At 66.8% G+C, this 22,314-nt stretch carries 27 protein-coding genes; 18 read left to right on the forward strand and 9 right to left on the reverse strand.

Translation table 11 applies throughout. The features are described 5' to 3' along the window. Positions 1 to 184 precede the first annotated feature (184 nt). From AABA51_RS12140 to AABA51_RS12165, 6 genes are all read left to right on the forward strand, one after another. A complete protein-coding gene (locus tag AABA51_RS12140) occupies positions 185 to 865 on the forward strand; it encodes an SH3 domain-containing protein (protein ID WP_338272163.1) in 681 nt (226 codons plus the stop codon). 36 nt (positions 866 to 901) lie between these two features. Continuing rightward, on the forward strand, positions 902 to 2,032 hold the full coding sequence (locus AABA51_RS12145; protein WP_338272164.1) for an MFS transporter: 1,131 nt from the start codon (positions 902 to 904) through the stop codon (positions 2,030 to 2,032). A 295-nt stretch (positions 2,033 to 2,327) separates the two neighbouring features. Next, positions 2,328 to 2,618 (forward strand): DUF2282 domain-containing protein, encoded by a 291-nt coding sequence (locus AABA51_RS12150; RefSeq protein ID WP_338272165.1) that lies wholly within the window; start codon positions 2,328 to 2,330, stop codon positions 2,616 to 2,618. A gap of 92 nt (positions 2,619 to 2,710) precedes the next feature. After that, complete coding sequence (locus tag AABA51_RS12155; protein ID WP_425328843.1) at positions 2,711 to 3,544, forward strand: DUF692 domain-containing protein; 834 nt, start codon at positions 2,711 to 2,713, stop codon at positions 3,542 to 3,544. Continuing rightward, complete coding sequence (locus AABA51_RS12160; protein WP_338272167.1) at positions 3,541 to 4,275, forward strand: DNA-binding domain-containing protein; 735 nt, start codon at positions 3,541 to 3,543, stop codon at positions 4,273 to 4,275. The genes AABA51_RS12155 and AABA51_RS12160 overlap by 4 nt, the downstream gene beginning before the upstream one ends. A 24-nt stretch (positions 4,276 to 4,299) precedes the next feature. Continuing rightward, on the forward strand, positions 4,300 to 4,875 hold the full coding sequence (locus tag AABA51_RS12165) for a DoxX family protein (RefSeq protein ID WP_338272168.1): 576 nt from the start codon (positions 4,300 to 4,302) through the stop codon (positions 4,873 to 4,875). Here the strand turns inward: AABA51_RS12165 and AABA51_RS12170 are convergent. Further along, positions 4,830 to 5,150 carry an arsenate reductase family protein gene (locus AABA51_RS12170; protein WP_338272170.1) on the reverse strand — a complete coding sequence of 107 codons (321 nt, stop codon included), beginning with the start codon at positions 5,148 to 5,150 and terminating at the stop codon, positions 4,830 to 4,832. The two genes, AABA51_RS12165 and AABA51_RS12170, sit on opposite strands and share 46 nt — an antisense overlap. Before the next feature lie 217 nt (positions 5,151 to 5,367). Between AABA51_RS12170 and AABA51_RS12175 the strand changes: the two genes are divergently transcribed. Further along, entirely contained in the window at positions 5,368 to 5,577 is a 210-nt protein-coding gene (locus tag AABA51_RS12175) for a cold-shock protein (RefSeq protein ID WP_277826700.1), read from the forward strand. Between the two features lie 464 nt (positions 5,578 to 6,041). Here AABA51_RS12175 and AABA51_RS12180 read toward each other — a convergent pair whose 3' ends face one another. Together AABA51_RS12180 and thyX are read right to left on the reverse strand one after the other, a co-directional pair. Beyond that, positions 6,042 to 6,569, reverse strand: coding sequence for a hypothetical protein (locus AABA51_RS12180; RefSeq protein WP_338272171.1), 528 nt, complete (start codon positions 6,567 to 6,569; stop codon positions 6,042 to 6,044). Between the two features lie 145 nt (positions 6,570 to 6,714). Then, positions 6,715 to 7,620, reverse strand: coding sequence for an FAD-dependent thymidylate synthase (thyX, locus tag AABA51_RS12185; RefSeq protein ID WP_338272172.1), 906 nt, complete (start codon positions 7,618 to 7,620; stop codon positions 6,715 to 6,717). Between the two features lie 195 nt (positions 7,621 to 7,815). Between thyX and AABA51_RS12190 the strand changes: the two genes are divergently transcribed. Both AABA51_RS12190 and AABA51_RS12195 read left to right on the forward strand, forming a co-directional pair. Beyond that, positions 7,816 to 8,244, forward strand: coding sequence for a VOC family protein (locus AABA51_RS12190; RefSeq protein ID WP_338272174.1), 429 nt, complete (start codon positions 7,816 to 7,818; stop codon positions 8,242 to 8,244). Beyond that, a complete protein-coding gene (locus AABA51_RS12195) occupies positions 8,241 to 8,945 on the forward strand; it encodes a DUF1194 domain-containing protein (RefSeq protein WP_338272175.1) in 705 nt (234 codons plus the stop codon). The genes AABA51_RS12190 and AABA51_RS12195 overlap by 4 nt, the downstream gene beginning before the upstream one ends. Positions 8,946 to 9,236: 291 nt before the next feature. On the opposite strand, the gene AABA51_RS12200 is transcribed toward AABA51_RS12195, so the two are convergent. The 5 genes from AABA51_RS12200 to yajC form a co-directional block, all read right to left on the reverse strand. Further along, positions 9,237 to 9,590 carry an Mth938-like domain-containing protein gene (locus AABA51_RS12200; RefSeq protein WP_338272177.1) on the reverse strand — a complete coding sequence of 118 codons (354 nt, stop codon included), beginning with the start codon at positions 9,588 to 9,590 and terminating at the stop codon, positions 9,237 to 9,239. Between the two features lie 16 nt (positions 9,591 to 9,606). Next, positions 9,607 to 10,359 (reverse strand): sulfite exporter TauE/SafE family protein, encoded by a 753-nt coding sequence (locus tag AABA51_RS12205; protein WP_338272178.1) that lies wholly within the window; start codon positions 10,357 to 10,359, stop codon positions 9,607 to 9,609. Then, positions 10,352 to 11,320, reverse strand: a complete 969-nt coding sequence (gene secF / locus AABA51_RS12210; RefSeq protein ID WP_338272179.1) for a protein translocase subunit SecF — start codon at positions 11,318 to 11,320, stop codon at positions 10,352 to 10,354. Before secF ends, AABA51_RS12205 begins: the two co-directional genes overlap by 8 nt. A 4-nt stretch (positions 11,321 to 11,324) precedes the next feature. After that, positions 11,325 to 12,992: a protein translocase subunit SecD gene (secD, locus tag AABA51_RS12215; protein ID WP_338272180.1), complete on the reverse strand. Its 1,668-nt coding sequence runs from the start codon at positions 12,990 to 12,992 to the stop codon at positions 11,325 to 11,327. 64 nt (positions 12,993 to 13,056) lie between these two features. Next, positions 13,057 to 13,344 carry a preprotein translocase subunit YajC gene (gene yajC, locus AABA51_RS12220; protein ID WP_338272181.1) on the reverse strand — a complete coding sequence of 96 codons (288 nt, stop codon included), beginning with the start codon at positions 13,342 to 13,344 and terminating at the stop codon, positions 13,057 to 13,059. 374 nt (positions 13,345 to 13,718) lie between these two features. Between yajC and serS the strand changes: the two genes are divergently transcribed. The 5 genes from serS (at position 13,719) to AABA51_RS12245 (ending at position 18,577) form a co-directional block, all read left to right on the forward strand. Continuing rightward, positions 13,719 to 15,011 carry a serine--tRNA ligase gene (serS, locus tag AABA51_RS12225; RefSeq protein WP_338272182.1) on the forward strand — a complete coding sequence of 431 codons (1,293 nt, stop codon included), beginning with the start codon at positions 13,719 to 13,721 and terminating at the stop codon, positions 15,009 to 15,011. After that, positions 15,004 to 15,732, forward strand: a complete 729-nt coding sequence (locus AABA51_RS12230) for a hypothetical protein (protein WP_338272184.1) — start codon at positions 15,004 to 15,006, stop codon at positions 15,730 to 15,732. Before serS ends, AABA51_RS12230 begins: the two co-directional genes overlap by 8 nt. Positions 15,733 to 15,875: 143 nt before the next feature. Beyond that, complete coding sequence (gene surE, locus AABA51_RS12235; RefSeq protein ID WP_338272185.1) at positions 15,876 to 16,661, forward strand: 5'/3'-nucleotidase SurE; 786 nt, start codon at positions 15,876 to 15,878, stop codon at positions 16,659 to 16,661. Further along, positions 16,658 to 17,308 carry a protein-L-isoaspartate(D-aspartate) O-methyltransferase gene (locus tag AABA51_RS12240; protein ID WP_338272186.1) on the forward strand — a complete coding sequence of 217 codons (651 nt, stop codon included), beginning with the start codon at positions 16,658 to 16,660 and terminating at the stop codon, positions 17,306 to 17,308. Before surE ends, AABA51_RS12240 begins: the two co-directional genes overlap by 4 nt. Before the next feature lie 153 nt (positions 17,309 to 17,461). Further along, positions 17,462 to 18,577, forward strand: coding sequence for a peptidoglycan DD-metalloendopeptidase family protein (locus tag AABA51_RS12245; RefSeq protein ID WP_338272187.1), 1,116 nt, complete (start codon positions 17,462 to 17,464; stop codon positions 18,575 to 18,577). Here the strand turns inward: AABA51_RS12245 and AABA51_RS12250 are convergent. Continuing rightward, the gene (locus tag AABA51_RS12250; RefSeq protein WP_338272189.1) at positions 18,574 to 19,440 is read right to left on the reverse strand and encodes a LysR family transcriptional regulator ArgP; all 867 of its coding nucleotides are present in this window, start codon (positions 19,438 to 19,440) and stop codon (positions 18,574 to 18,576) included. The genes AABA51_RS12245 and AABA51_RS12250 overlap by 4 nt on opposite strands. An 87-nt stretch (positions 19,441 to 19,527) precedes the next feature. Here AABA51_RS12250 and AABA51_RS12255 point away from each other — a divergent pair, with 87 nt between their 5' ends. From AABA51_RS12255 to AABA51_RS12270, 4 genes are all read left to right on the forward strand, one after another. Continuing rightward, positions 19,528 to 20,133 carry a LysE/ArgO family amino acid transporter gene (locus AABA51_RS12255; RefSeq protein WP_338272191.1) on the forward strand — a complete coding sequence of 202 codons (606 nt, stop codon included), beginning with the start codon at positions 19,528 to 19,530 and terminating at the stop codon, positions 20,131 to 20,133. Between the two features lie 40 nt (positions 20,134 to 20,173). Continuing rightward, on the forward strand, positions 20,174 to 21,103 hold the full coding sequence (locus AABA51_RS12260; RefSeq protein ID WP_338272192.1) for a DMT family transporter: 930 nt from the start codon (positions 20,174 to 20,176) through the stop codon (positions 21,101 to 21,103). Positions 21,104 to 21,256: 153 nt separating this feature from the next. Continuing rightward, on the forward strand, positions 21,257 to 21,949 hold the full coding sequence (locus AABA51_RS12265) for an HAD family hydrolase (protein WP_338272193.1): 693 nt from the start codon (positions 21,257 to 21,259) through the stop codon (positions 21,947 to 21,949). Positions 21,950 to 22,039: 90 nt separating this feature from the next. Then, positions 22,040 to 22,279, forward strand: coding sequence for a YdcH family protein (locus AABA51_RS12270; RefSeq protein ID WP_338272194.1), 240 nt, complete (start codon positions 22,040 to 22,042; stop codon positions 22,277 to 22,279). The last annotated feature ends 35 nt before the right edge of the window (positions 22,280 to 22,314 follow it).

Here is a 22,314-nt window from a genome sequence, read left to right on the forward strand (position 1 = left end):
TGGCATTCGGGCGTTTGACGTGACACTCTCAGGTCCGAACCGGGCGCGCAAGCGGCAGGGCCGCCGCAGCCCCGGCTCGGGCGTTCCGACGCACCGGGAAAAAACACGCCCCGACCGACAAGGGGCGGCAGACGGGCAGACAGACCGGGCGGCAGCCCGGACAGGCAAGGGCAGGACAGGCGGGATGCGCAAGACGATGAACCGGCGTGGCCTTCGGGTCGCAGGCATGGCCGTGATCCTTGCGATCGGCAGCGCCGCCATGGCCGAGGTGCCGCAGATCACCCCCGTCCCGCGCCCTCTCGGCCTTGCGCCGGCCGACACGCCCGCGCCCCAGGCGACGGCACCCGCCCCCGATACCAACGCGGCACCCGCCCTCGAAACGGCCCTTGCGCTGGCCGCAGCCGATCCCGCCCCCGCCTCGGCACCGCATGACCCAACCGTGGGTCCGGTCACGGGCTTTCCCCTCCCGCGCTACGTCTCGATCAAGGCGGCCGAGGCGAATGCAAGGCGCGGCCCCTCGCGCAGCCACCGCATCGACTGGGTGTTCCAGCGCCGCGACATGCCCGTGATGATCGTGGCCGAACATGGCCATTGGCGGCGCGTGGTCGACCGCGACGGGGTGGGCGGCTGGGTCCATTACACGCTTCTGTCGGGCGAACGCACCGCCATCGTCGAGGCCGCGCGCCTGCCCCTCTACCAACGCCCCGACACAAGCTCGATGATCCGGGCCGAGGCCGAACGCGGCGTGATCGGCAGCTTGCGCGAATGCCACGGCGATTGGTGCGAGATGGAGGTTGCGGGCTTTCGCGGCTGGGTCGAGGTCAGCGGCATCTGGGGCGTCGACCCCGGCGAAAGCTTCGAGTAAGCCGCCCCGCCGCAGGCCAGCACGAAAGCCGCCCCCATGCCCCCCCACACAACCCCGCTCCCCCGCGCAGCGTTGGCCACGCGGCTGGCCTTTCTGGCGGCGGGTTTCGTCATGGCCTCCTGGGCCCCGCTCATCCCTTTCGCCAAGACACAGGTCGGCGCGACCGAAGGGGTCTTCGGCCTTCTGCTTCTCTGCCTCGGGCTCGGGTCCATCGTGGCCATGCCCCTGACCGGCTATCTCAGCGCGCGGATGGGGGCACGGCCCATGATCCTTCTGGGGGGCTATGGCCTGGTGGCGCTCCTGCCGCTGCTGGTCCTCGCGCCCTCGGTGCCGGTTCTGGCCGTGGCGCTCGCGTTTTTCGGCGCGGCGCTTGGCACCATCGATGTCGCCATGAACGTCCACGCAGCCGAGGTCGAAACCCGCGCCGCGCGGCCCATGATGTCGGGCTTTCACGCGATGTGGAGCGTCGGCGGCATCCTTGGCGCGGGGGGCGTCACCGCGCTGCTCTGGATCGGGGCGACACCGCTTGCGGCAGGGCTGGCGGCCAGCGCGCTGGCATTGGCGATGATGGCCGTGGCGACACCACGCTTCCTGCGCCGGGCGGCGGGCGAGCCGCCGAAACTGGCGCTGCCGCGCGGTCCGGTTCTTCTCCTGGCGCTTCTGGCCGCGATCACCTTCCTGGTGGAGGGTGCGGTGCTCGACTGGGGCGCGCTCCTGATCGTGGCGCGCAACCTGATGGAGCCTGCAGGCGCGGGCCTTGGCTACATGCTGTTCTCGGTCGCGATGACCATCGCGCGGCTGACGGGCGACAGGATCGTGGCCGCCCTGGGCCAAAGGCTTGTCCTGATCCTCGGCGGGCTCACGGCCATCGCGGGCATCGCCCTGACGCTTGCCCCCGGCATGACCTGGGTTGCCTTGCTGGGCTTTGTCCTGATCGGGCTTGGCTGCGCCAATCTCGTGCCCGTGGTCTTCAGCCTCGCGGCGCGGCAACCGGGCATGGCCCCGGGTCTTGCCGTCGCGGCTGTGACCACCACGGGCTATGCGGGCATCTTGCTTGGTCCGGCGCTGGTCGGATTCGTGGCCGAGATCAGCAGCCTTGCCGTGGCCTTTGGCTGCCTTGCCCTCCTGATGCTGGCCTTTCCGGCCCTCGCCCGCCGCATCACCTGAGCGCCCCGTGATGGCCCGCCATGGCCATCGCTTGAAACAATCGCGCAGCCAATCCCGTGACTGCCACGTGAAAATTGCGCCGATCCGCGCCATGCCAGATCACAACGCGCTGTTTTCATTTACTTTTTTAAGGGCGCCCTGATCACGCAGGTCTCGCGCCCTCTCACGGCTGCGTGGGCAACGGGGCCGTGATTGGCGCGTGATCGCTCTGCCTGCGCAAGGTCAGCTTGTCCGCCGGTCGAACGGCGGCCGTAATGCAATCACAAGTGAACCGAAAATCGGGAGCCTTTTCACAATGACCACCGCAACCAAATCCTTCGCCCTGCTGGGGGCCGTCGCCGCCGCCGTCACCGCCACCGGCATGACCGAGGCCCAGGCCCAGGAGCAGGAAAAATGCTACGGCATCTCGCTTGCCGGCGAGAATGATTGCGCCGCTGGCCCCGGCACGACCTGCGCCGGCACCTCGACCGTCGATTTCCAGGGCAACGCCTGGACCTTCGTGCCCGCAGGCACCTGCGCCACGATGGAAGTCGAAGGCGGCCGGATGGGCTCCCTCGAAGCGCTCGACCGCGACCTGCCCGCATAACACCTCGCTCTCCCGGATCCCGCGGCCGGAACCGCGGGATCCCCCCTCACGGATCACAGGCAAACCATGCTCGACACCTCCGCCCCCGCACCCTGCCCGTCGCTGCAGGCATCGGCTACAAGGCGCAGCATTTCACCGGGCTGATGGCCGATCCCGGCCCCGTCGCATGGCTGGAAATCCATGCCGAGAATTACCTGGGCGCAGGCGGCCGCCCGCTCGCGCAACTGCGCGCCCTGGCGGACCATTTCCCCGTCTCGGTCCATGGCGTGGGCCTGTCGATCGGCGGCGAAGGGCCGCTCGATGCCGACCATCTCGCCCGCCTCGCCCACCTCTGCGACTGGCTGCAACCCGCCAGTTTCTCCGAACATCTCGCCTGGTCGACGCATGATGCGGGCTTTCTGAACGATCTTCTGCCCCTGCCCTACACATCCGCCACACTGGCCCGCGTCTGCGACCATATCGACGCGGTGCAAGAGGCGTTGGGCCGCCGCATGCTGCTTGAGAACCCCTCCACCTATCTCGCCTTTGCCGACAGCACGATGGACGAGGTGACATTCCTGTCCGAGATCGCGCGGCGCACCGGCTGCGGCCTCCTCCTTGACGTCAACAATGTCTTCGTCTCGGCCACGAACCAGGGGTGGGATGCGCGCGCCTATATCGACGCCTTCCCGCTCGATGCCGTGGGCGAAATCCACCTCGGCGGCCATGACGAGGATACCGATGACCACGGTCGCCCGCTTCTGATCGACAGCCATGGCCGCGCCGTGGTCGATCCGGTCTGGACGCTCTACGCCCATGTGATCGCGCAGGGCGGCCCCCGCCCCACGCTCATCGAATGGGACAATGACGTGCCCCCCCTCCCCGAACTGATGGCCGAGGCCGCCCGCGCAGCCGCCATCCTGACCCCGGTGGGGGCGGCCAGATGACCCACCAGTCAGGCTTTGCCGCGGCCATTCTCGATCCTGCGTGCCTCACGCCCGAGGGGCTGGTGAACCCCTTCGGCGGGCCTGCGGGCAAACGCTTCGATGTCTACCGCAACAATGTCGCCGTTTCCCTGACCGAGGCGCTGGAAACCGGCTTTCCCACCGTGCGCAAACTCGTGGGGGATGAATTCTTCAAGGCGATGGCAGGCGTCTACCTGCGCGCCAATCCCCCCACCGATCCCCGCCTTGCGCTTTACGGCACATCCTTTCCCGGCTTTCTCGCCCGCTTCGGCCCCGTGGCGCACCTGGCCTATCTGCCCGATGTCGCGCGCCTCGACCTGGGGCTGCGCCAATCCTACCACGCCGCCGATGCCGCGCCCCTCGACACGGGCGGCATGGAGCCTGCCACGGTTCTGGCACAGCGCCCCCGGCTGGCCCCTGCCACGCTCGTCCTGTCTTCCCGCCACCCGGTCCACGGGATCTGGCGGTTCAACACCGATCCCGATGCGCCCCAGCCACCTACGGAACCGCAGGATGTGCTGATCGCGCGGCGTCGCTTCGACCCGGTCCCGCATCTCCTGCCGCCGGGCGGCCTGACGCTCGCCCGCGCGCTCAAGGGGCGGCTGACCCTCTCCGAGGCGATGACCCGCACGCTGGCCGATCACCCCAAAGCCGATATCGCGGCGCTGCTCACGCTTTTCTTCACCTCCGGCGCGTTGACCCTCGACGCCTGACGCCCCCCGAAAGGACCGCCTCCCATGCAGAGACTTGTCGCGCTCCATGCCCGCATCTTCACCGCGCTCGAAACCCATCTCGCCCCGGTGCTTCTGCCGACGCTCGCGCGGTTTCTCTTCGTGGCCGCGCTGTTTCTCTATTACTGGAACGCGGGCCTGACCAAGCTGGGCGAGGGGTTCACGGGCCTCTTCCGGCTCGAGCCGGGCGCCTATGTCCAGATCCTGCCCCGCGCGGTCGAGGCCGTGGGCTATGACCCCTCGGCGCTCGGCCCGCTGGCGCGCAGCGTGGTCCTGTTGGGCACCTGGAGCGAATTTCTTCTGCCGATCCTGATCGCCGTGGGGCTGTTCACGCGGCTCGCAGCGCTTGGCATGACGGGCTTTGTCCTCGTCCAGACATGGGTCGACGTGACCGGCCATGGCGCGGCACTTGGCCAATTCTTCGACCGCCACGCCGATGGGCTGATCGACATCCGCGCCTTCTGGGTCTTTCCCCTGATCCTCCTGGTGCTGAAGGGCGCAGGCCCCCTGTCGCTCGACGCCTGGCTTGCCCGCCGTCAGACGCCCAGCGCCGCCCTGACACCCGCATCCCAGCCAAGGTAAAGCTTACCCCCCGCCGCGATCACGGGCCGCTTCATCAGCGCGGGATGGGCCGCCAGAAGATCCTCGGGCGCGCCCGCGCGCTCGGCCTCGGACAGGCCCTTCCACGTGGTCGAGCGGCGATTGACCAGCGCCTCCCCGAATTCCGCCAGGAACCTTGCCCGCGTCGCGGGATCGAGCGGCTCGGCCCGGATATCCACCAAAACCGCCCCCTGCCCCGCCAAGGCCTTCACCGCCGCCCGGCAGGTATCGCAGGTCTTCAGCCCATAGATCTTCATTCCGCCCTCTTTTTCAGCATCCGCGGCGCAGGCCCACACGCCCTGCGCGAAAACCGGCCGGGACAGCCCCCCGCCCCCGCCCGCGCCGCTTGTTTTTTACATAACGCACGCCATGCTTTCCCATGTGGGGGGGAGGTGCAAGACGCGTATCCTGTCTCCGCGCCCGGGCGGATGTACCCCCCGGGCTCCTGTGGACTTGAGAAGGAAAGACAGACCGATGCCCACTGGCACCGTGAAATGGTTCAACACCACCAAGGGGTTCGGCTTCATCGCCCCCGATGATGGCGGAAAGGACGTGTTCGTCCACATCTCCGCTGTCGAGCGCGCCGGCATGACCGACCTGCCCGACAACACCAAGCTCAGCTACGAGCTGCGCGCCGGCCGCGACGGCCGCGAATCGGCGGTGGAGTTGCAAAAGATCGGCTGAGGCCGGGTATTTCCCCAAGACAGACAGAGGGTGCGCCCCCCGGCGCACCTTTCCCGTTTCGCGGCCCCACGCGCCCCGCAAAACCCCCGCTCTCATCCCGAAGGGTAGGGTGCGCCTTCAGGCGCACCACCCGCCCCGTAGGGTGGGCATTTTGCCCACCATGGTGGGGTAGAACCCCACCCTACGCCTGCCATCCGGTAGGGTGGGTGAAACCCACCAAACGCCCCACCACACGCCCCCCACAAGCCCCCCGACCCATCGCCGACCCGCGGGGCGACGATCCGACGCCCGGACCGCGCGCTTTATGGCGCCAAACCCGGAAGCCCCCTGACCCGCGCGCCCGCGTCACCAAATTGCCGCCCCGGGGGGCGGGTCGGCGATGGTCCGGCGTCCTGCCGACGCTGTTCGGCCCGGGCGGGGATGTAGGGTGGGCATTTTGCCCACCATGGTGGGTTGCACCCACCCTACGGTAACAAAATGAAATAACGAGTGGCCAAACCAATCGCCACTATTGGAGTTAAAACATACCAAAAACCGACTATCGCATAGCCTGCCCGTGAAATGCGCCGATAGCCCTTGTGAACGTCGGAGAAGGCCCTTTTCAAACTCTGCGTTGCACTAAGAAACTGCTGAGCAGCCTCTTCAAGGGCCTTTACATCGGCAGGCGCATCACATGTGCCCGATAAATTTCCCACAAGCTTTTGCTCCGCGTGGGCCGCTTGCTCGGCACTTCTCTTCCACACGTCAAATACTGAAATCCGGTCTCCCACGGTATCCCAACCGCTGTCGACTATTTTACCCTCTGAGACCCAGTTGAAGAAAAAAATCAAATCGCCAAAGAGGTGCAGCGCATAAGATGCAAATGCGTAAATCAGAAGTCCAACGGCAACCCACCAGACCTGATCGGGCGTCAAGTCGCGTAAGCCCAAGCTCCAGCTTTCATCGTTCAAGTCAAAGCATCCCACTGCAAACATGGTTGCAGCGAAAGCCATCAGCCGGAAATGCGCTGCGGCGGTGTTTCTTGAAATCAGCTCTTGTCCTGAAATACGCACAGCAAAACCCTACGAACCGCTAAACAAGACACCTGTTCCGCTTATGGAACCCATTTCTGAGCTACTTGGGTTCAATTGACACCCCTCACCCAAACACCTCCACGAACTCCCGCCATTCCCCCTTGCTCATGCCCGATGTCTCCTGCGTCACGGCCTCCCCCGCCAGGCGCCGCCGGATCACCTCGACCCCCTTGGCGCTGACCGACACGCCGCCCATCCGGTAATCGGCGAATGCCGCATAGGCCAGCGGCACCCAATCGGCCACCAGCTTGCACATCAATTCCGCATAGACCCGGATTTCATACTGCGCATGGGCATCGGCCCTCAGCCGCAGGAAATGGAACAGGTTGTGCAGATCGGTCTTCCAATACCATTGCGTGTAGACATTGGCGGGCAGGTTCATCCGCGCCAATTCGCGCGCCAGCCCCTGCTGGCCGTCTTGTGACAGCATCGCCTCGTAATGGTCATAGGCCCGCATCGCATCGCCCTTGAGCATCTCGAGCACCCGGGCGGCCTCCGCCCCTTCCAGCACCGCCCCCCGGCCCTGGTTGTTCACCGTCGATTGCGCCGCCAGCTGACCCGGCTCGGGGATGTAGAATTCCCGGTCCAGGATCGAATACCGCGCCGAATATTCGTTCACATTGGCCGTCCGGTGCCGGATCCATTGCCGCGCCACGAAAACCGGCAATTTGACGTGGAACTTGACCTCGCACATCTCGAACGGCGTCGAATGCCAATGCCGCATCAGGTAGCGGATCAGCCCCTCGTCATTCGACACATGCTTGGTGCCCGCCCCGTAGCTGACGCGGGCGGCCTGCACGATGGCGCTGTCATCGCCCATGTAGTCGATCACCCGGACGAACCCGTGATCCAGAACCGGATGGGCGGTGTAAAGCTGCGCCTCCATGCCCTCGCTGACGGCGCGCAGCGTGGGGCGCGCGCTGGCGCGGGCGGCGTCGATCTCGGCCTGGGCTTCTTGGGTGAGGGGCATGGGGCCACTCCTTCCTGTCTGGGGTCTCTTGCGGGGCGAACCCCTACATCTTGCATCACCGACCCGCCATGCCGCAAGATAAAGGGGGCAACCGGCGGTGCATTTACCCACAGGAAATTTACCGCCCCCCGGGGCTGTCACCCGCGCGGCCCCGCGTTAGACTGTGCCCAACCACGACGAAAGGGACGAGGAAACATGACGCTCAAATACCTGCACACGATGGTCCGGGTAAAGGATCTGGAGGCGTCGATGGCCTTCTACCGCCTGCTCGGGCTCGAGGAAACGCGCCGCACCGACAATGACAAGGGCCGCTTCACGCTGGTCTTCATGGCCCCTCCGGGCCAACCCGAATGCCCGGTCGAACTGACCTGGAACTGGGATGGCGATGACGGCCTGCCGTCCGACAGCCGCCATTTCGGCCATCTCGCCTACCGGGTGGGCGATATCTACGCGGTCTGCCAGCACCTGATGGACAATGGCGTGACCATCAACCGCCCGCCGCGCGACGGCTACATGGCCTTCGTCCGCTCGCCCGACAATGTCTCGATCGAATTGCTGCAAGAGGGCGAGGCGCTCGCCCCGGCCGAGCCCTGGGCCTCCATGCCCAACACGGGCCATTGGTGATCCGCGGGGCGGCATTGGCGCTTGCGCTGGCCATGGCGGGCCCCGCCGTGGCGCAGGACCAGTGCCGCCTTGCGCTTTTGCTGGGCGTCGATGTCTCGGCCTCGGTCGATCCGTCCGAATACGTCCAGCAGACCTCGGGCCTCGCCGCGGCCCTCATCGCCCCCGAGATCGTGGAGGCCTTCCTCAACGGCCCGGGACCCGTGGCGCTCTCGATCTTCGAATGGTCGGGCCGCTTCCAGCAGGACCTGGTCCTCGACTGGACCCTCGTCACCTCCGAGGCGGATCTGACCCGCATCGCCGAACGCGTCGCCCGCCAACAGCGCCGCCACCAGGATTTCCCCACCGCACTCGGCTACGCGCTGGGATATGCGGCAGGCCATTTCGCCAGCGCGCCGCCCTGCCTCTTCCAGACCATCGACATCTCGGGCGACGGGATGAACAACGACGGCTTCGACCCGGCGGCGGCTTACGAACATTTCCCCTTCGAGGGCATCACCGTCAACGCGCTGGCCATCGGCGGCGCCTCGCGCGGGATCGAGGAGTATTTCCTGACCGAGGTCATCCGCGGCCCCGGCGCCTTCGTCGAATATGCCGCAACCCATGACGATTTCGCCGAAGCCATCCGGCGCAAGCTCGAACGCGAATTGCGGGTGATGATCCTGGGCGGCCTTGCCCTTCCGACAGGCCAACTCCCCCGTTAGAGCCCGCCCGCGTTCATTCGCAGTCACGCGCCGCACTCCAACCTTTTGATGTCGCATGTCCGGGGAGCGCAAAACCGGTTCCCACTTTTGCGCGACATGCTCTAACCCCGCATCAAGGTCGATGCGCGCCCTCCCCTTCATCTTGGCCAAAAAACTCAAGGCAAGCCCCCTCCACCTGCCGATACGCGTGAGATGGCATCCGTAGGGTGCGCCTTCAGGCGCACCACCCCAATTCTCAAACGCCTGTCACGGCGCACCGCCCCCACCAAACCCGACACACCAACCGCCCCCTCAAACCGGCAGCGCCGCCAACCCCACGCGCCGCCCCTCGGACAAGAGCACGTTATACGTCCGGCAGGCCGCAGGGCTCGCCGCGATCTCGACCCCCAGCCCCGCCGCCTCCAGCGCGGCCCGCAGCTCGCGCGGGATCTGCGCGATCTCGGCCCCCGTGCCGACAAAGATCACGTCGATCTCGCCTGCCGCCGCGACCAGCCGCGCCACATCGCCATATCCGCCCCAAACCGTCACGCCCGAGGGCAGGATGATCACCGCCCCCTCCACGATCTCTCCGCCCACGCGGAAAAACCCCGGCCCATAGCCATCCACCGGGCGGCTGTCGTCGAATGTCACCTCGTTCATGCGCATCGCGGCCTCCTTTCCGTCACGTCCAGACCGGCAATCCGACCAGCGCCGAGGCCGCGATGATCGCATAGGCCACGCGCCGATAGATCGCCTCGGCCCCGGGATCGAACAGCGCCTGCCCGATCCGGTTGCCCACAGCATAGGGCAGCACCAGCAAAAGACCCAGCCACAGCGCCTCGGGGCGCAACAGCCCCTGCACCCACAGGTGCGGCAGCAACAAAAGCGCGGAAAAGGTCAGAAAGACCAGCGTATTGGCCCGCGTCACCGCCGCCGGCGCGCCGGCGCCAAGGTTGAACAGGATCACCACCGGCCCCGTCAGGCCCGTGGCCCCGCCCACGATCCCGGTCGCAGCCCCGACCCCCAGCCGCGCCACGGGTCTCGGCGCCGCCCGCATCCGCCAGCCCGCAATCAATGCCGCCAGCGTCACCAGGACGACCCCCGACACCGCCCAGCGGATGGCGATCTCGTCGCCCACCCGCAACACCCAGACCCCCAAGGGAAAGCTCACCATCGCCGCCAGCAGCAATTGCCCCAGCGCGCGCTTGTCCGTCTGGCCAAAGGCGCGCGGCACCACCGTGACGAGCGAGGACAGCGCCGACACCGAGAAAGCCGCCACCGCCAGTTCGGGCGGCACCAAGGCCACCGCCACCGGCAAAAAGACCAGCGCCGCGCCAAAGCCCGCAAAGCCGAAGACCAGCCCCGCCACCATCACCGCGCCGAGCAATCCCCAAAGCCCCGGCAGCGCCAGCGCCGCCGAAAACCCCTCAGGCATCGATGTTGGAAAACTGCGTGCCCGATTTCTGGTCGGGCTTGGACCAATCCCGCTTCACCCCGATCATCAGAACGATGTTCTTGGCCACGAAGATCGAGGAATAGGTCCCCACGATCACACCCCAGAAGATGGCGAAAACAAAGCCCCGGATCACGTCGCCCCCCAGCACCATCAGCGCCAGAAGCGCCAAAAGCGTCGTGCCGCTGGTCATCAGGGTCCGGCTCAGCGTCTCGTTCGCCGACAGGTTCATCACGTCCTGCAGCGCGCGGGTCTTGTACTTGATGAGGTTCTCGCGCAGCCGGTCAAAGATCACCACCGTATCGTTGATCGAATAGCCCACGATGGTCAAAAGCGCCGCGATGGTGGCCAGGTCGAACCGGATCTGGAGCAGGCTGAACACCCCGATCGTCAGCACGATGTCATGGATCAGCGCCGCCACCGCGCCGACCGAAAACTGCCATTCGAACCGCAGCCAGATATAGACCAGGATCGCGCCCAGCGAGGCCAGAACCGCCAGGATCGCGGTCTGGATCAGCTCGCCCGACACCTTGGGCCCCACCGATTCCACGCTGGGAAATGTCATCGCCGGATAGACGCTCCGCAGCGCGTCTTGCACCGCCGCGATGGTCGCGGGCGTCACGCTTTCCTCGCCATCCTGCGCCTGGATGCGGATCATGGCCACGTTTTCATCCGGGCCGAATGTCGGGTCGAACACCTCCGTGATCGACACATCGCCGAGCTCCAGCGCCTCCAGCGCCGCGCGATAGGCCCCCACATCCACGGGCTCGCTGCTTTCCGTGCGGATCGTCGTGCCGCCCAGGAAATCGATGCCGAAATTCAGCCCCATCGCGAACCAGATGCCCAAGGACAGCACCATCGCCACGACCGATGCGCCAAATGTCAGCCGCGCATGTTTGAAGAAATCGATATTCGTCTGTTCGGGGACAAGGCGCAGGCGCATGGGATCAGACCTCGATTGTCTTGGGGCGGGCCCGGTCGAACCAGGTCACGATGATCAGACGGGTGACATAGATCGCGGTGAAGACCGAGGTGATGATCCCGATCCCCAGCGTGACCGAGAAGCCCCGCACAGGGCCCGAACCCAGAACGAACAGGATCACGGCGATCAAAAAGGTCGTCAGGTTCGCATCGACGATGGCCGACAGCGCGCGGCTATAGCCCAGCTCGATGGCGCGCGCCGGGCCCTTGGCCGTCTTCAATTCCTCGCGGATGCGCTCGAAGACCAGCACATTGGCATCCACCGCCATGCCGATGGTCAGAACGATCCCCGCGATGCCGGGCAGGGTCAGCGTGGCCCCGATCAGGCTCAAGACGCCAAAGATCAGCCCCACGTTCAACACCAGCGCAACCGAGGCAAAGACCCCGAACAAGCCGTAGCTCAACACCATGAAGACCAGCACGGCCGCAAAGGCGACCAGCGCCGCGATCTCGCCCGCCTGGATACTGTCCGCACCCAGTTCCGGGCCGATGGTCCGTTCCTCCAGGAACACCATTTCCGCAGGCAGCGCGCCCGCGCGCAGCAACACGGCCAGCTCGGTCGATTCCGCCACCGTGAAATTGCCCGTGATCTGGCCCGAGCCGCCCGTGATCGCCGACCGGATCACCGGGGCGGACACGACCTCGTTGTCCAGCACGATGGCAAAGGGCGCGCCGATATTGGCCGCCGTGTAATCGCCGAAATCCCGCGCGCCCGACGGGTTGAACCGGAAGGTGACGGCCGGTTGCCCGGTTTGTTGGTCAAAGGCCGGCTGGCTGTCGACCAGATCATCCCCCGTCACCACGGGCGTCTGTTCCAGCACGTAGAACGCGCCCGGCTCGTCCATCGACGGCAACAGGATCTCGCGCGCATCGACACGCGCCTCGGGATCGGTGGTGCGGCGGACGACCGGGTGGAATGTCAGCCGCGCCGTGGTCCCGATCAGATCCTTCAATTCCTGCGCCGATCCGATGCCCGGCACCTGGATCAGGATCCGGTCCGCGCCCTGCCGCTGGATCGTGGGTTCGCGCGTGCCCGCCTCGTCGACGCGGCGGCGCACGATCTCGACCGATTGCTGCATGGTCCGGTCATCCGTCGCCTGCCGCTCGGCCTCCGACAGGGTGACGATCACCGTATCCGTCTCGCCCCGCACCTCGAGCGTGGGGGCCGCGATCCCGGTCAGGCCCACGACGGGCGTGGCCAATTCGCGCACGGCCGCGACGGCGGCGGCGATCCCCGCAGGCTCGCTGATGCGCACATGCAATTCGCCCGCCGGGGCATCTTGCCGCCGGATCGTGCCGACCTGGTCGCGCACATCGCGCAGCGCATCGCGGACATCGGGCCAAAGCCCGTCCATCCGCGCCTCGTAGACATCCGCGACCTGCACCTCGGCCAACAGATGCGCACCCCCCCGCAGATCGAGACCCAGGTTCACCAGCGTCGAGGGCAGGAAATCGGGCCAAAGCGCCCGGTCGGCCTCCAGCGCTTCGGTGCTGGCCCCCGTCGCCTCGATGGCGGCCACGGCGTCATTGTGCCGCTCGACCCGGTCATAGAACAGGTTGGGCATGGCGAGCGACAGGCCCGCCAGCACCACGACAACGATCATCAGCCGGTTCCACAGCGGGATCTGCAACATCGCTCAGGGCCCTTTCCGAAGCTCCGGGTCCGACGGGGCGCGCGCGGCGGCGCCCCTGCCGGGATCAATCGTTTGCGGCGGCGGGCTCGGTCTTGGAGCGGACCTGCGAAATGGTCGGGCGCACGACGCGCACCTTCACGCCGGTCGACAGTTCGACCTCGACCTCGGCGTCATCCTTGACCTTGGTGATCTTGCCGATCAGCCCGCCCGCGGTCACGATCTCGTCGCCCCGGCGCAGGGCCGCGATCATCGCCTGATGCTCCTTCACCTTCTTCTGCTGCGGACGGATCAGCAGGAACCACATGATCACGAAGATCAGGATAAGGGGGACGAACTGGGCGAAAGCTTCCATGGTCAGACGCGGTCCTTCTTGGCGGATCGATATGGCGGATGAGGCGCGCGGCAGCGCGGCCCCGTCGAAATTCGGCGCACCCTACTTTCGGGTCGGAGCGAAGGCAAGGCGCGCCAGCCGTAGGGTGGGCAATCTGCCCACCACCACGCCACCAAACCCCTCCCCAAAAACCCTTGCCCCACACCCCCTCCGCCCCCACACCCCCGCACCAACCCATCCCAAACCGCCCCTCTCCGTGCGCCCATCGGTAACGCCTGATGCACGACGCCTTCCCTACCGCTTCCCGACGCTTTCCCTACGGCACCACCGCCCCCTTTCCCCCCGCCCCCCGCTCTGGCATACCCCGGCCCGAGACAGCGCCAGACGAGGGCCCCATGCACGACATCCGCGCCATCCGCGACAATCCCGCAGCCTTCGATGCGGGCCTCGCCCGCCGGGGTCTGCCCCCGCAATCCGCCGACATCCTGTCGCTCGACGAAGCGCGCCGCGCCTGCATCCTCGCCTCCGAAACCGCGCAGGCCGACCGCAATACCGCCAGCAAGGACGTGGGCGCCGCCAAGGCCCGTGGCGACGCGGCGGAATTCGAACGCCTCCGCGCCCTTGTCTCTGAAAAGAAAGACGAAATCGCCCGGCTGGAGGATGAGGCCAAGGACAAGGACGCAGCCCTCCGCGACCTTCTCGCCACCATCCCGAACCTGCCCGCCGAGGACGTGCCCGATGGCGCGGACGAGGCCGACAATGTCGAGATCAACCGGTGGGGAACCCCCCGCGCCTTCGACTTCCAGCCCCGCGAACACTTTGAAATCAAGGGCGTTTCCCATGGTCTCGACTTCGAGACGGCGGCGAAACTCTCGGGCTCGCGCTTCGTCGTCCTGACAGGCGCCGTGGCCCGCCTGCACCGCGCGCTGTCGCAATTCATGCTGGATATTCATACACTTGAGAATGGCCTGACCGAGGTGAACGGCCCCGTTCTCGTGCGTCCCGAAACCATGTTCGGCACCGGCCAATTGCCCAAATTCGGCGAAGACAGCTATGAGACGACGAACGGCTGGTGGCTCATCCCCACCTCCGAAGTCTCGTTGACCAATATCGTCGCAGGCGAAATCCTCGACGAGGCCGATCTGCCCAAGCGCTTCACCGCCCATTCGCTCTGCTTCCGCTCCGAGGCCGGATCGGCCGGTCGCGACACGGCGGGCATGTTGCGCCAGCACCAGTTCGAAAAGGTCGAGATGGTCTCGATCACCCATCCCGACCACTCCGACGCCGAACAGAAACGCATGCTCGGCTGCGCCGAAGGTATTCTTGAACGCCTTGAAATTCCTTACAGAACCGTGGTGCTCTGCACCGGCGACATGGGCTTCGGCGCGCGCCGCACCTATGACATCGAAGCCTGGCTGCCGGGGCAGGACACCTATCGCGAGATCAGCTCCGTCTCGACCTGCGGCGATTTCCAGGCGCGCCGGATGAACGCCCGCTTCCGCCCAACCGGCGGCGGCAAGCCGGAATTCCTGCACACGCTGAACGGCTCCGGCCTCGCCGTCGGGCGCTGCCTGATCGCGGTGGTGGAAAACGGCCAGCAAGCCGATGGCTCGGTCCTTCTGCCCAAGGCGCTTCATCCCTACATGGGGGGCAAGACCCGCATCACGCCCGAGGGACAGCTTGACTGATCTGGAACATCCCGACGACCCGCAAGACAGCGCCAAGCTCAAGGCGGTGCTGCTCGTCGTCGCCGCACTGGCCTTTGTCGTCTCGCCGCTGATTTCGCAGCCTTTTACCGGCTTCAACCCGGCGCAGCTGCCGATCCCGGTGGATGATCCGCCGATCCAGCCCGCGGGCTATGCCTTTTCGATCTGGGGCGTGATCTATCTCTGGCTGCTCGGCTCGGCGGGCTACGGACTGATCCGCCGCGACACCGCGCCCGATTGGGACCGGGGCCGCTGGGGCGCTTTCATCAGCCTCGCCATCGGCGCGAGCTGGATCGCCGTCGCCCTCAGCGCCCCCGTCATGGCCACGATCCTGATCTGGCTGATGCTCGGCGGCGCGCTCTGGGCGCTGGCCCGCGCGCCCGCCCGCGACCGGGGGTGGAACGCGCTGCCCTTGGGGCTTTACGCAGGCTGGCTCACCGCGGCCTCCTGCGTGGCGACGGGGACCGTCGTCATGGGCCACGGCTGGGGCAGCCCCGAGGCGCTCAGCTGGGTCATGCTCGGCGTGGCGCTCGCGCTCTCGGTTTGGCTGACCCTGCGGCTGCGCACGCCCACCTATCCCATCGCCGTCGCATGGGCGCTCATCGGCATCCTTGCGGCCAATGGCGCAAGCGCCTTCGGCCTTGCCGCAGGCCTCGGAGCCCTCATCCTCCTCGCGCTCGGTTTTCGCCAATTGCGCGCCTGACCCCCACTTCTCTGTTTCAAAAATATCCCGGGGGAGCCCGGAACGGGCGGGGGCAGAGCCCCCTTCTGCCGCCTCCCGCTTGCCGCGCTGGTCCCCAGCCGCTAGACCCGGGATGAGGCCCCGACACCCGGCAGGACGATCCCATGCGCATCCTCATCACCAATGACGACGGCATCAACGCCCCCGGCCTCAAGGTGCTCGAAGCCATCGCCGCCGAGATCGCGGGACCCGCAGGCGAGGTCTGGACCGTCGCACCCGCTTTCGAGCAATCGGGCGTCGGGCATTGCATCTCCTATGTCCATCCCACGATGATCGCCGAACTGTCCCCCCGTCGCTTCGCGGCCGAAGGCTCGCCCGCCGATTGCGTGCTTGCGGGTCTTTATGACGTGATGCGCGACAGCCCGCCCGATCTGGTCCTGTCCGGTGTCAACCGGGGCAACAACGCGGCCGAGAACGTGCTGTATTCCGGCACCATCGGCGGCGCGATGGAAGCGGCCCTGCAGGGCCTGCCCGCCATCGCACTCTCGCAATATTACGGGCCCGGGAACCTGACGCTCGACAACGGGTTCGAGGCCGCCCGCACCCATGGCGCTGCGGTGATCCGCAAGCTTCTGGCCAATGGCCATTGGGACGAGGATGACTACCGCGTCTTCTACAACGTGAATTTTCCGCCCCTGCCCGCCGATGGGGTGCTGGGGACGCGGGTCACGACCCAAGGATTCCGGCGCGAGACGCGCTTCGGGGTGGAACCCCATGTCGCGCCCAACGGGCGGCGGTTTCTCTGGATCAAGGGCGGGCGGCAGGATGTTCCGACCGAACCTGGCAGCGACGCCCATGCCAATCTTTCGGGCTACATCTCGGTCACGCCGATGCGCGCCGACCTGACCGCCCATGATCGTCTCGACGCCTTGAGGGCCGCGCTGGAATGACGCCCGAAGACGCCACGCGCAAGATGCAGTTCCTGTTCCAGCTGCGCCAGAAGGGCGTGACCGACAGCCGTGTCCTGAAAGCGATGGAGGCGGTCGACCGCGGGGCTTTCGTGCAGGGGCATTTCTCGGCCCGTGCCTATGACGACATGCCCTTGCCCATCGCGTCGGGCCAGACGATCAGCCAGCCATCGGTGGTGGGGCTGATGACACAGGCGCTGAACGTGCAGCCGCGCGATACGGTGCTCGAGATCGGGACAGGCTCGGGCTACCAGGCGGCGGTTCTGGCGGAACTTGCGCGCCGCGTCTACACGATCGACCGCTTCCGCAACCTGACCCGCGAGGCGGAGGCGCGTTTTGCAGCTCTTGGCCTGAGCAATGTCACCGTGCTAACGGGCGACGGCAGTTTCGGCCTGCCCGACCAGGGGCCTTTCGATCGCATTCTCGTCACGGCAGCGGCCGAGGACCCGCCGGGGCCGCTTTTGCAGCAGCTCAAGCCGGGCGGGATCATGGTCCTGCCCGTGGGCCAGTCGGATGCCGTGCAAAGCCTGATCAAGGTCACGCGCCGCGCGGATGGCTCGGGCTTCGACTATGACGAGATCATGAATGTGCGTTTCGTGCCGCTGATCGACGGTGTGCCGCGCGATTGAGCGCCTGCAAATGGCCGCTTTCGCGCAATGGGGTTTATCCGGGCCCCGGTTTCGATGTAGACAATCAGGCAAGACAAGACCCCCGGAACGCGGGGCCGTAACAGGTGAAGGCCGACACGCAGACCGGCCCATAAGTTGAGGAAGACCCGAGCGATGCCGCGCGCCCATCTGATCGTCCTTGGCCTGTGCCTGCCTGTTCTTGCAGGCTGTGTCACCTCGGACCTCGATTTCGACCTGCGCCCCGACCGCATCTCGACCCGTGGGGCGGTGACCACCGAACCGCGCCCGGAACCGGATGCCAACGGGCTGATCACCTATGAAAGCTACCAGGTCGCCGTCGCGCGCCGGGGCGACACGGTTGCCAGCGTCGCCACGCGCATCGGCATGGACCCCGAGGAACTGGCACGGTTCAACGGGCGACAGGCCACCGATGTGCTGCGGCCCGACGAGATCCTCGCCCTTCCCCGTCGCGTGACGCCGGGCACGGCGCCGGGCGGCCGGGACATCGCCGCCATCGCCTCGGGCGCGATCGAGGCCGCCGAGGCGCGCGCGGGCACGACGGGGACAAATCCGTCGCTCACGGTGCAGGACGGCGCGGAACCGGTGCGCCACCGCGTGGCCCGCGGCGAAACCGCCTATTCCATCGCGCGGCTCTACAGCGTGTCGGTGCGGTCGCTTGCGGAATGGAACGGGCTGGGTCCGGACCTGACCGTGCGCGAGGGGCAATACCTGATCATCCCGCTGGTGATCGAGGAGGCTTCGGCCCAGGCTTCCAGCCCGACACGGCCGGGAACGTCGGTGGCACCCTTGCCCCCCTCGTCGGCGACACCGCTGCCCGAGCCGATCCAGCAGGCCACGCTTCCCGAACGGGGCACAACGCCCGCACCGGCCCCTGCCCAACCCACCCCGCAAGCGGCACCTTCGGCACGGCTCATCCAGCCCGTGTCCGGCAATATCATCCGTCCCTACGGACGCGGCAACGAAGGCATCGACATCGGGGCTGCGACAGGCACGGCCGTGCGTGCGGCCGGCGACGGCGAGGTGGCGGCGATCACGCAAGACACCGACCAGATCCCGATCCTTGTCGTGCGCCATCCCGATGGGCTGCTGACGGTCTATGCCAATATCCGCAACATCACCGTTGCGCGCGGCGACCGCGTGACCCAGGGCCAGACCATCGCCGAGGTCGGACCGGGCGAGCCGTCCTTCCTGCATTTCGAGGTGCGGCGCGGCTTCGAGGCGGTGAACCCGACCCAATACCTGCCCTAACGCGTCCTAGGGGCTGCGCGCTGCAAGACGCGGGTGACGGCGGCAAGCGCCGGTGCGACTCGGCGCGCGACCTGCCAGGACAACGGTGTCTCGACCCGCACGTGCGGGTTCAGATCGACAAGCCGCCCGGAAGCGATCAGTGGCGCGACAAGCGTTTCGGGGTTCACGCCCCATCCCATGCCCGCCAGCCCGGCCTCGGTGATGGCATGGGTCGACCCGATGTAATGGGTGGGCAGGATCACCCGCGCGCCTGTCGCCATCTCGGCCCAAGCCTTTTGCAGACGGTCCTTGCGGTTGAAGGTCAAGGCGGGCGCATGCGCGAGCGCTTCGAGCGTCACGCCATCGGGAAAATGACGCGCCACGAAGTCGGGCGCGGCAAAAGCGATATAGCGCAGATGCCCCAAGGGCAGCGCGTCGCATCCCGGCACGGGCCTGTCCGAGGCGGTTATGGCACCCGCGACCTCGCCCGCGCGCAAGAGATCGGCGGAATGGTCCTGATCGTCGACCACCAGATCGAACAAAACCCCCTCGACTGCCGCAAGCGCCGGGATGACCCATGTGGCCAGACAATCCGCCGTCACGGCAATCCGCAGCGGCGCGTCCGGCGCGGGCAGACCCAGATCGCGCAAAAGATCCCGTTCCAGAAGGCCAAGCGCCTCGGCATGGACCATCAGGCGGCGACCGGCATCTGTCGGGGCGGCGGGGCGCGTGCGCAGGATGAGCGCGGTTCCGAGGTTTTCCTCAAGACCCCTGATACGCTGCGACACGGCCGATTGCGTAACCCCCAGAAGTGCTGCCGCCCCGTCAAAGGACCCTGCCCGGATGACGGCGGAAAAGGCGGCGAGGGCGGCACGGTCAATCATAAGTCATGCTTATCTTGATTCATAATTATGCGCTAGACCGATGCATTTGGACGCCTTAGCCAGACCTGCGTCGCGAATGGAGCTGCCATGACCACCGCCCTTGTCGCAGGCTTCGCCCTGTCCCTGTCGCTCATCCTCGCCATCGGGGCGCAGAACGCATTCGTGCTGCGCCAGGGATTGCGGCGGGCCCATGTGGGGGCGGTCGTGGCCGTCTGCTGCCTGTCCGAGGCGATCTTGATCTTTTCGGGTGTCGCGGGCTTTGGGGCCATCGCCACGCGCGCGCCCTGGGCGATCGAGGCGATGCGCTGGGGTGGCGCGGGGTTTTTGGTGATTTACGGCCTCAGAAGCCTGCGCGCGGCCTGGACCGAGACAGGCGCGCTCGACACCGGCAACGGGGCGGAACAAAGCCTGCGCACCGCGCTTGGAACGACGCTGGTCCTGACCTGGGCCAATCCGCATGTCTATCTCGATACGGTCGGCCTGATCGGGGCGGTCGCGGCGACCTATGGGACCGAGAGATGGGCCTTTGGCAGCGGGGCGCTTGCGGCTTCGGTCCTGTTCTTTGTGGCACTTGGATACGGGGCGCGGCTGCTCGCCCCTGTCTTTGCACGGCCTGCGGCCTGGCGCGCGCTCGACGGTATCGTGGGCGTGACGATGCTGGCCCTGGCGGTCAAGCTTGGCCTTGGTGCGTGAACCGCTGGACACGCCCTGACGGCTGCGCCATGTCACGTGCATGGCAGCCCCGACCGACAGTCCCAGCCTGACCGCAAGACCGGCCGCGCGGCCCGTTGCGGGCATCCTTTGGATGATCCTGACCGGGCTTTGCTTTGTCGCCGTCACCGCCAGCGTCAAGATGGTGGGCACCCATGTTCCCGCCGGGCAATCGGCCTTTTTGCGCTATGCGCTGGGTCTGGTGTTCCTGATCCCGATGTGGCCCGCCGTGCGCGCCGCCGTGATCGACAGGCGGACCTGGGCCCTGTTCGGGATACGGGGGCTGTGCCATGCGGTGGCCGTGATCCTGTGGTTCTTCGCCATGGCGCGCATCCCCATCGCGGATGTCACGGCGCTGAACTACCTGAACCCGATCTACGTGATGCTCTTGGCCGTCGTTCTTCTGAAAGAACGGCTGGGGCCATGGCGGATCGGCGCGGTTGTGGTGGCGTTCCTGGGCACATTGGTGATCGTGCGCCCCGGCTTTCGCGAGATCGACATCGGCCATCTGGCCATGCTGTTCACCGCGGTCTTCATGGCCGGCAGCTATTTCATGGCAAAGCTGCTGTCGGACCGCGCGCGACCTGAGGTCGTGGTTTTCATGCTCTCGGTCGTCGTGCCTGCGGTGCTTTTGCCCTATGCGCTGGCGGTCTGGGTCCCCATCGGCTGGCGCGAACTGGGCTGGCTGTCGCTGACCGCGATGTTCGCCACGGCGGGGCATTACACGATGACGCTGGCCTTCACCAAGGCACCGCTGACGGTGACGCAACCGGTCACCTTCCTGCAGCTGATCTGGGCGACGCTTCTGGGTGTCGTGATCTTTGGCGAGGCGGCGGATGTCTTTGTCATGCTGGGCGGCGCGATGATCATCGCGGCCATCAGCGTCGTGACATGGCGCGAGGCGCGGCGCAAAAAGGCGATCACACCGCCGCCGGATGCACCCGCAACCTGAGTTTGCGTTTTTCCTTTCGCCTGCAAATTGTGCAGTGCTGCACTCTCCCGCACATGGGGGGATCAAAGCGCGTTGCCGCAGCGCGGCGATCGGCGCTCTGTCATTTCGAATTAACCTTCATCGGGCGTTCTATGGCCAAGAGCGGAGGGATACATGACACTGGAAGCACTGATCTTCGGGGGAATCGGCACCTTGGCCGAGGTCGCCGAACTGGACCGCGCGGCGTGGAACGCGGCGTTCCGGGCGCATGGGATAAGCTGGAACTGGTCATGGGACACCTATGCCGAGCTGATGCGGCCGGGCGGTGACCGGCAATTGGCGGCACGCTATGCCGCCCATCTGGGCGAGAGCGTGGATGCCGATCTTCTGGACCATACCCATCAGAACCATTTCGCCACCATGCTGGCGGGGGGCGTGCCGCTGCGCCCCGGCGTGGCGCGGGTGATGAACTGGGCCGCGCGGGGCGGGGTCAAGCTGGCGCTGGTCAGCCGGTCCGACATGGAACCCGTGCGCGCGCTGTTGATGGCCACGGCGCGCGCGCGCGGTGGCGTGCCCTTCGATGTCGCCATCTTGCGGGGGGATGTGACGCGCATGGCCCCCGACCCCGAAGCGATGGAGGCGGCCTTGATCGCGCTGAACCTCGGGCCGGCACGCGCGCTGGCCATCGTGGACACGCCTGTCGCCCTGCACGCCGCCCGCGACGCGGGCCTGCGGACCCTGGCCTTCCCCGGACGGCTGGCAGAAACCGAGCCCGAGGATTTCGAGGGGATGACGATTGCCCATGCCCTGGGGCCGGAGGCGCTGATTTCTGCCTGGCGCGGCGAAAGCCGGGAGGCTGCGGAATGAGCGGGGCGGGTTGATCTGGCTCAAAGCCCGCAGGGGGACCGGCGGCCTAGTGTCCATGCGAACACATGGACCACAGGCAAGGAGACCCGCATGTCGCATACCCCCCATGAACTGGCCGAGGAATTCCCCCAGCACGCCGACAAGATCCACGACCTGAAAACGACCGACGCGCATTTCGCGCGCCTGTTCGAAGCCTATCACGACGTGAACCGCGCCGTGCATCGGGCCGAAAGCGGGGTGGAACCGGTCGACGATTTCACCGATCAGAAAATGCGCAAGGAACGCATGACGCTCAAGGATCAGATCGCGACGATCCTGTCCAAGGATTGATAATGCCTCGGGTCGTGCGCCCGAGCGCGCGCGAC

It is taken from the genome of Roseicyclus marinus (assembly GCF_036322625.1).
Lineage (GTDB): Bacteria > Pseudomonadota > Alphaproteobacteria > Rhodobacterales > Rhodobacteraceae > Roseicyclus > Roseicyclus marinus_A.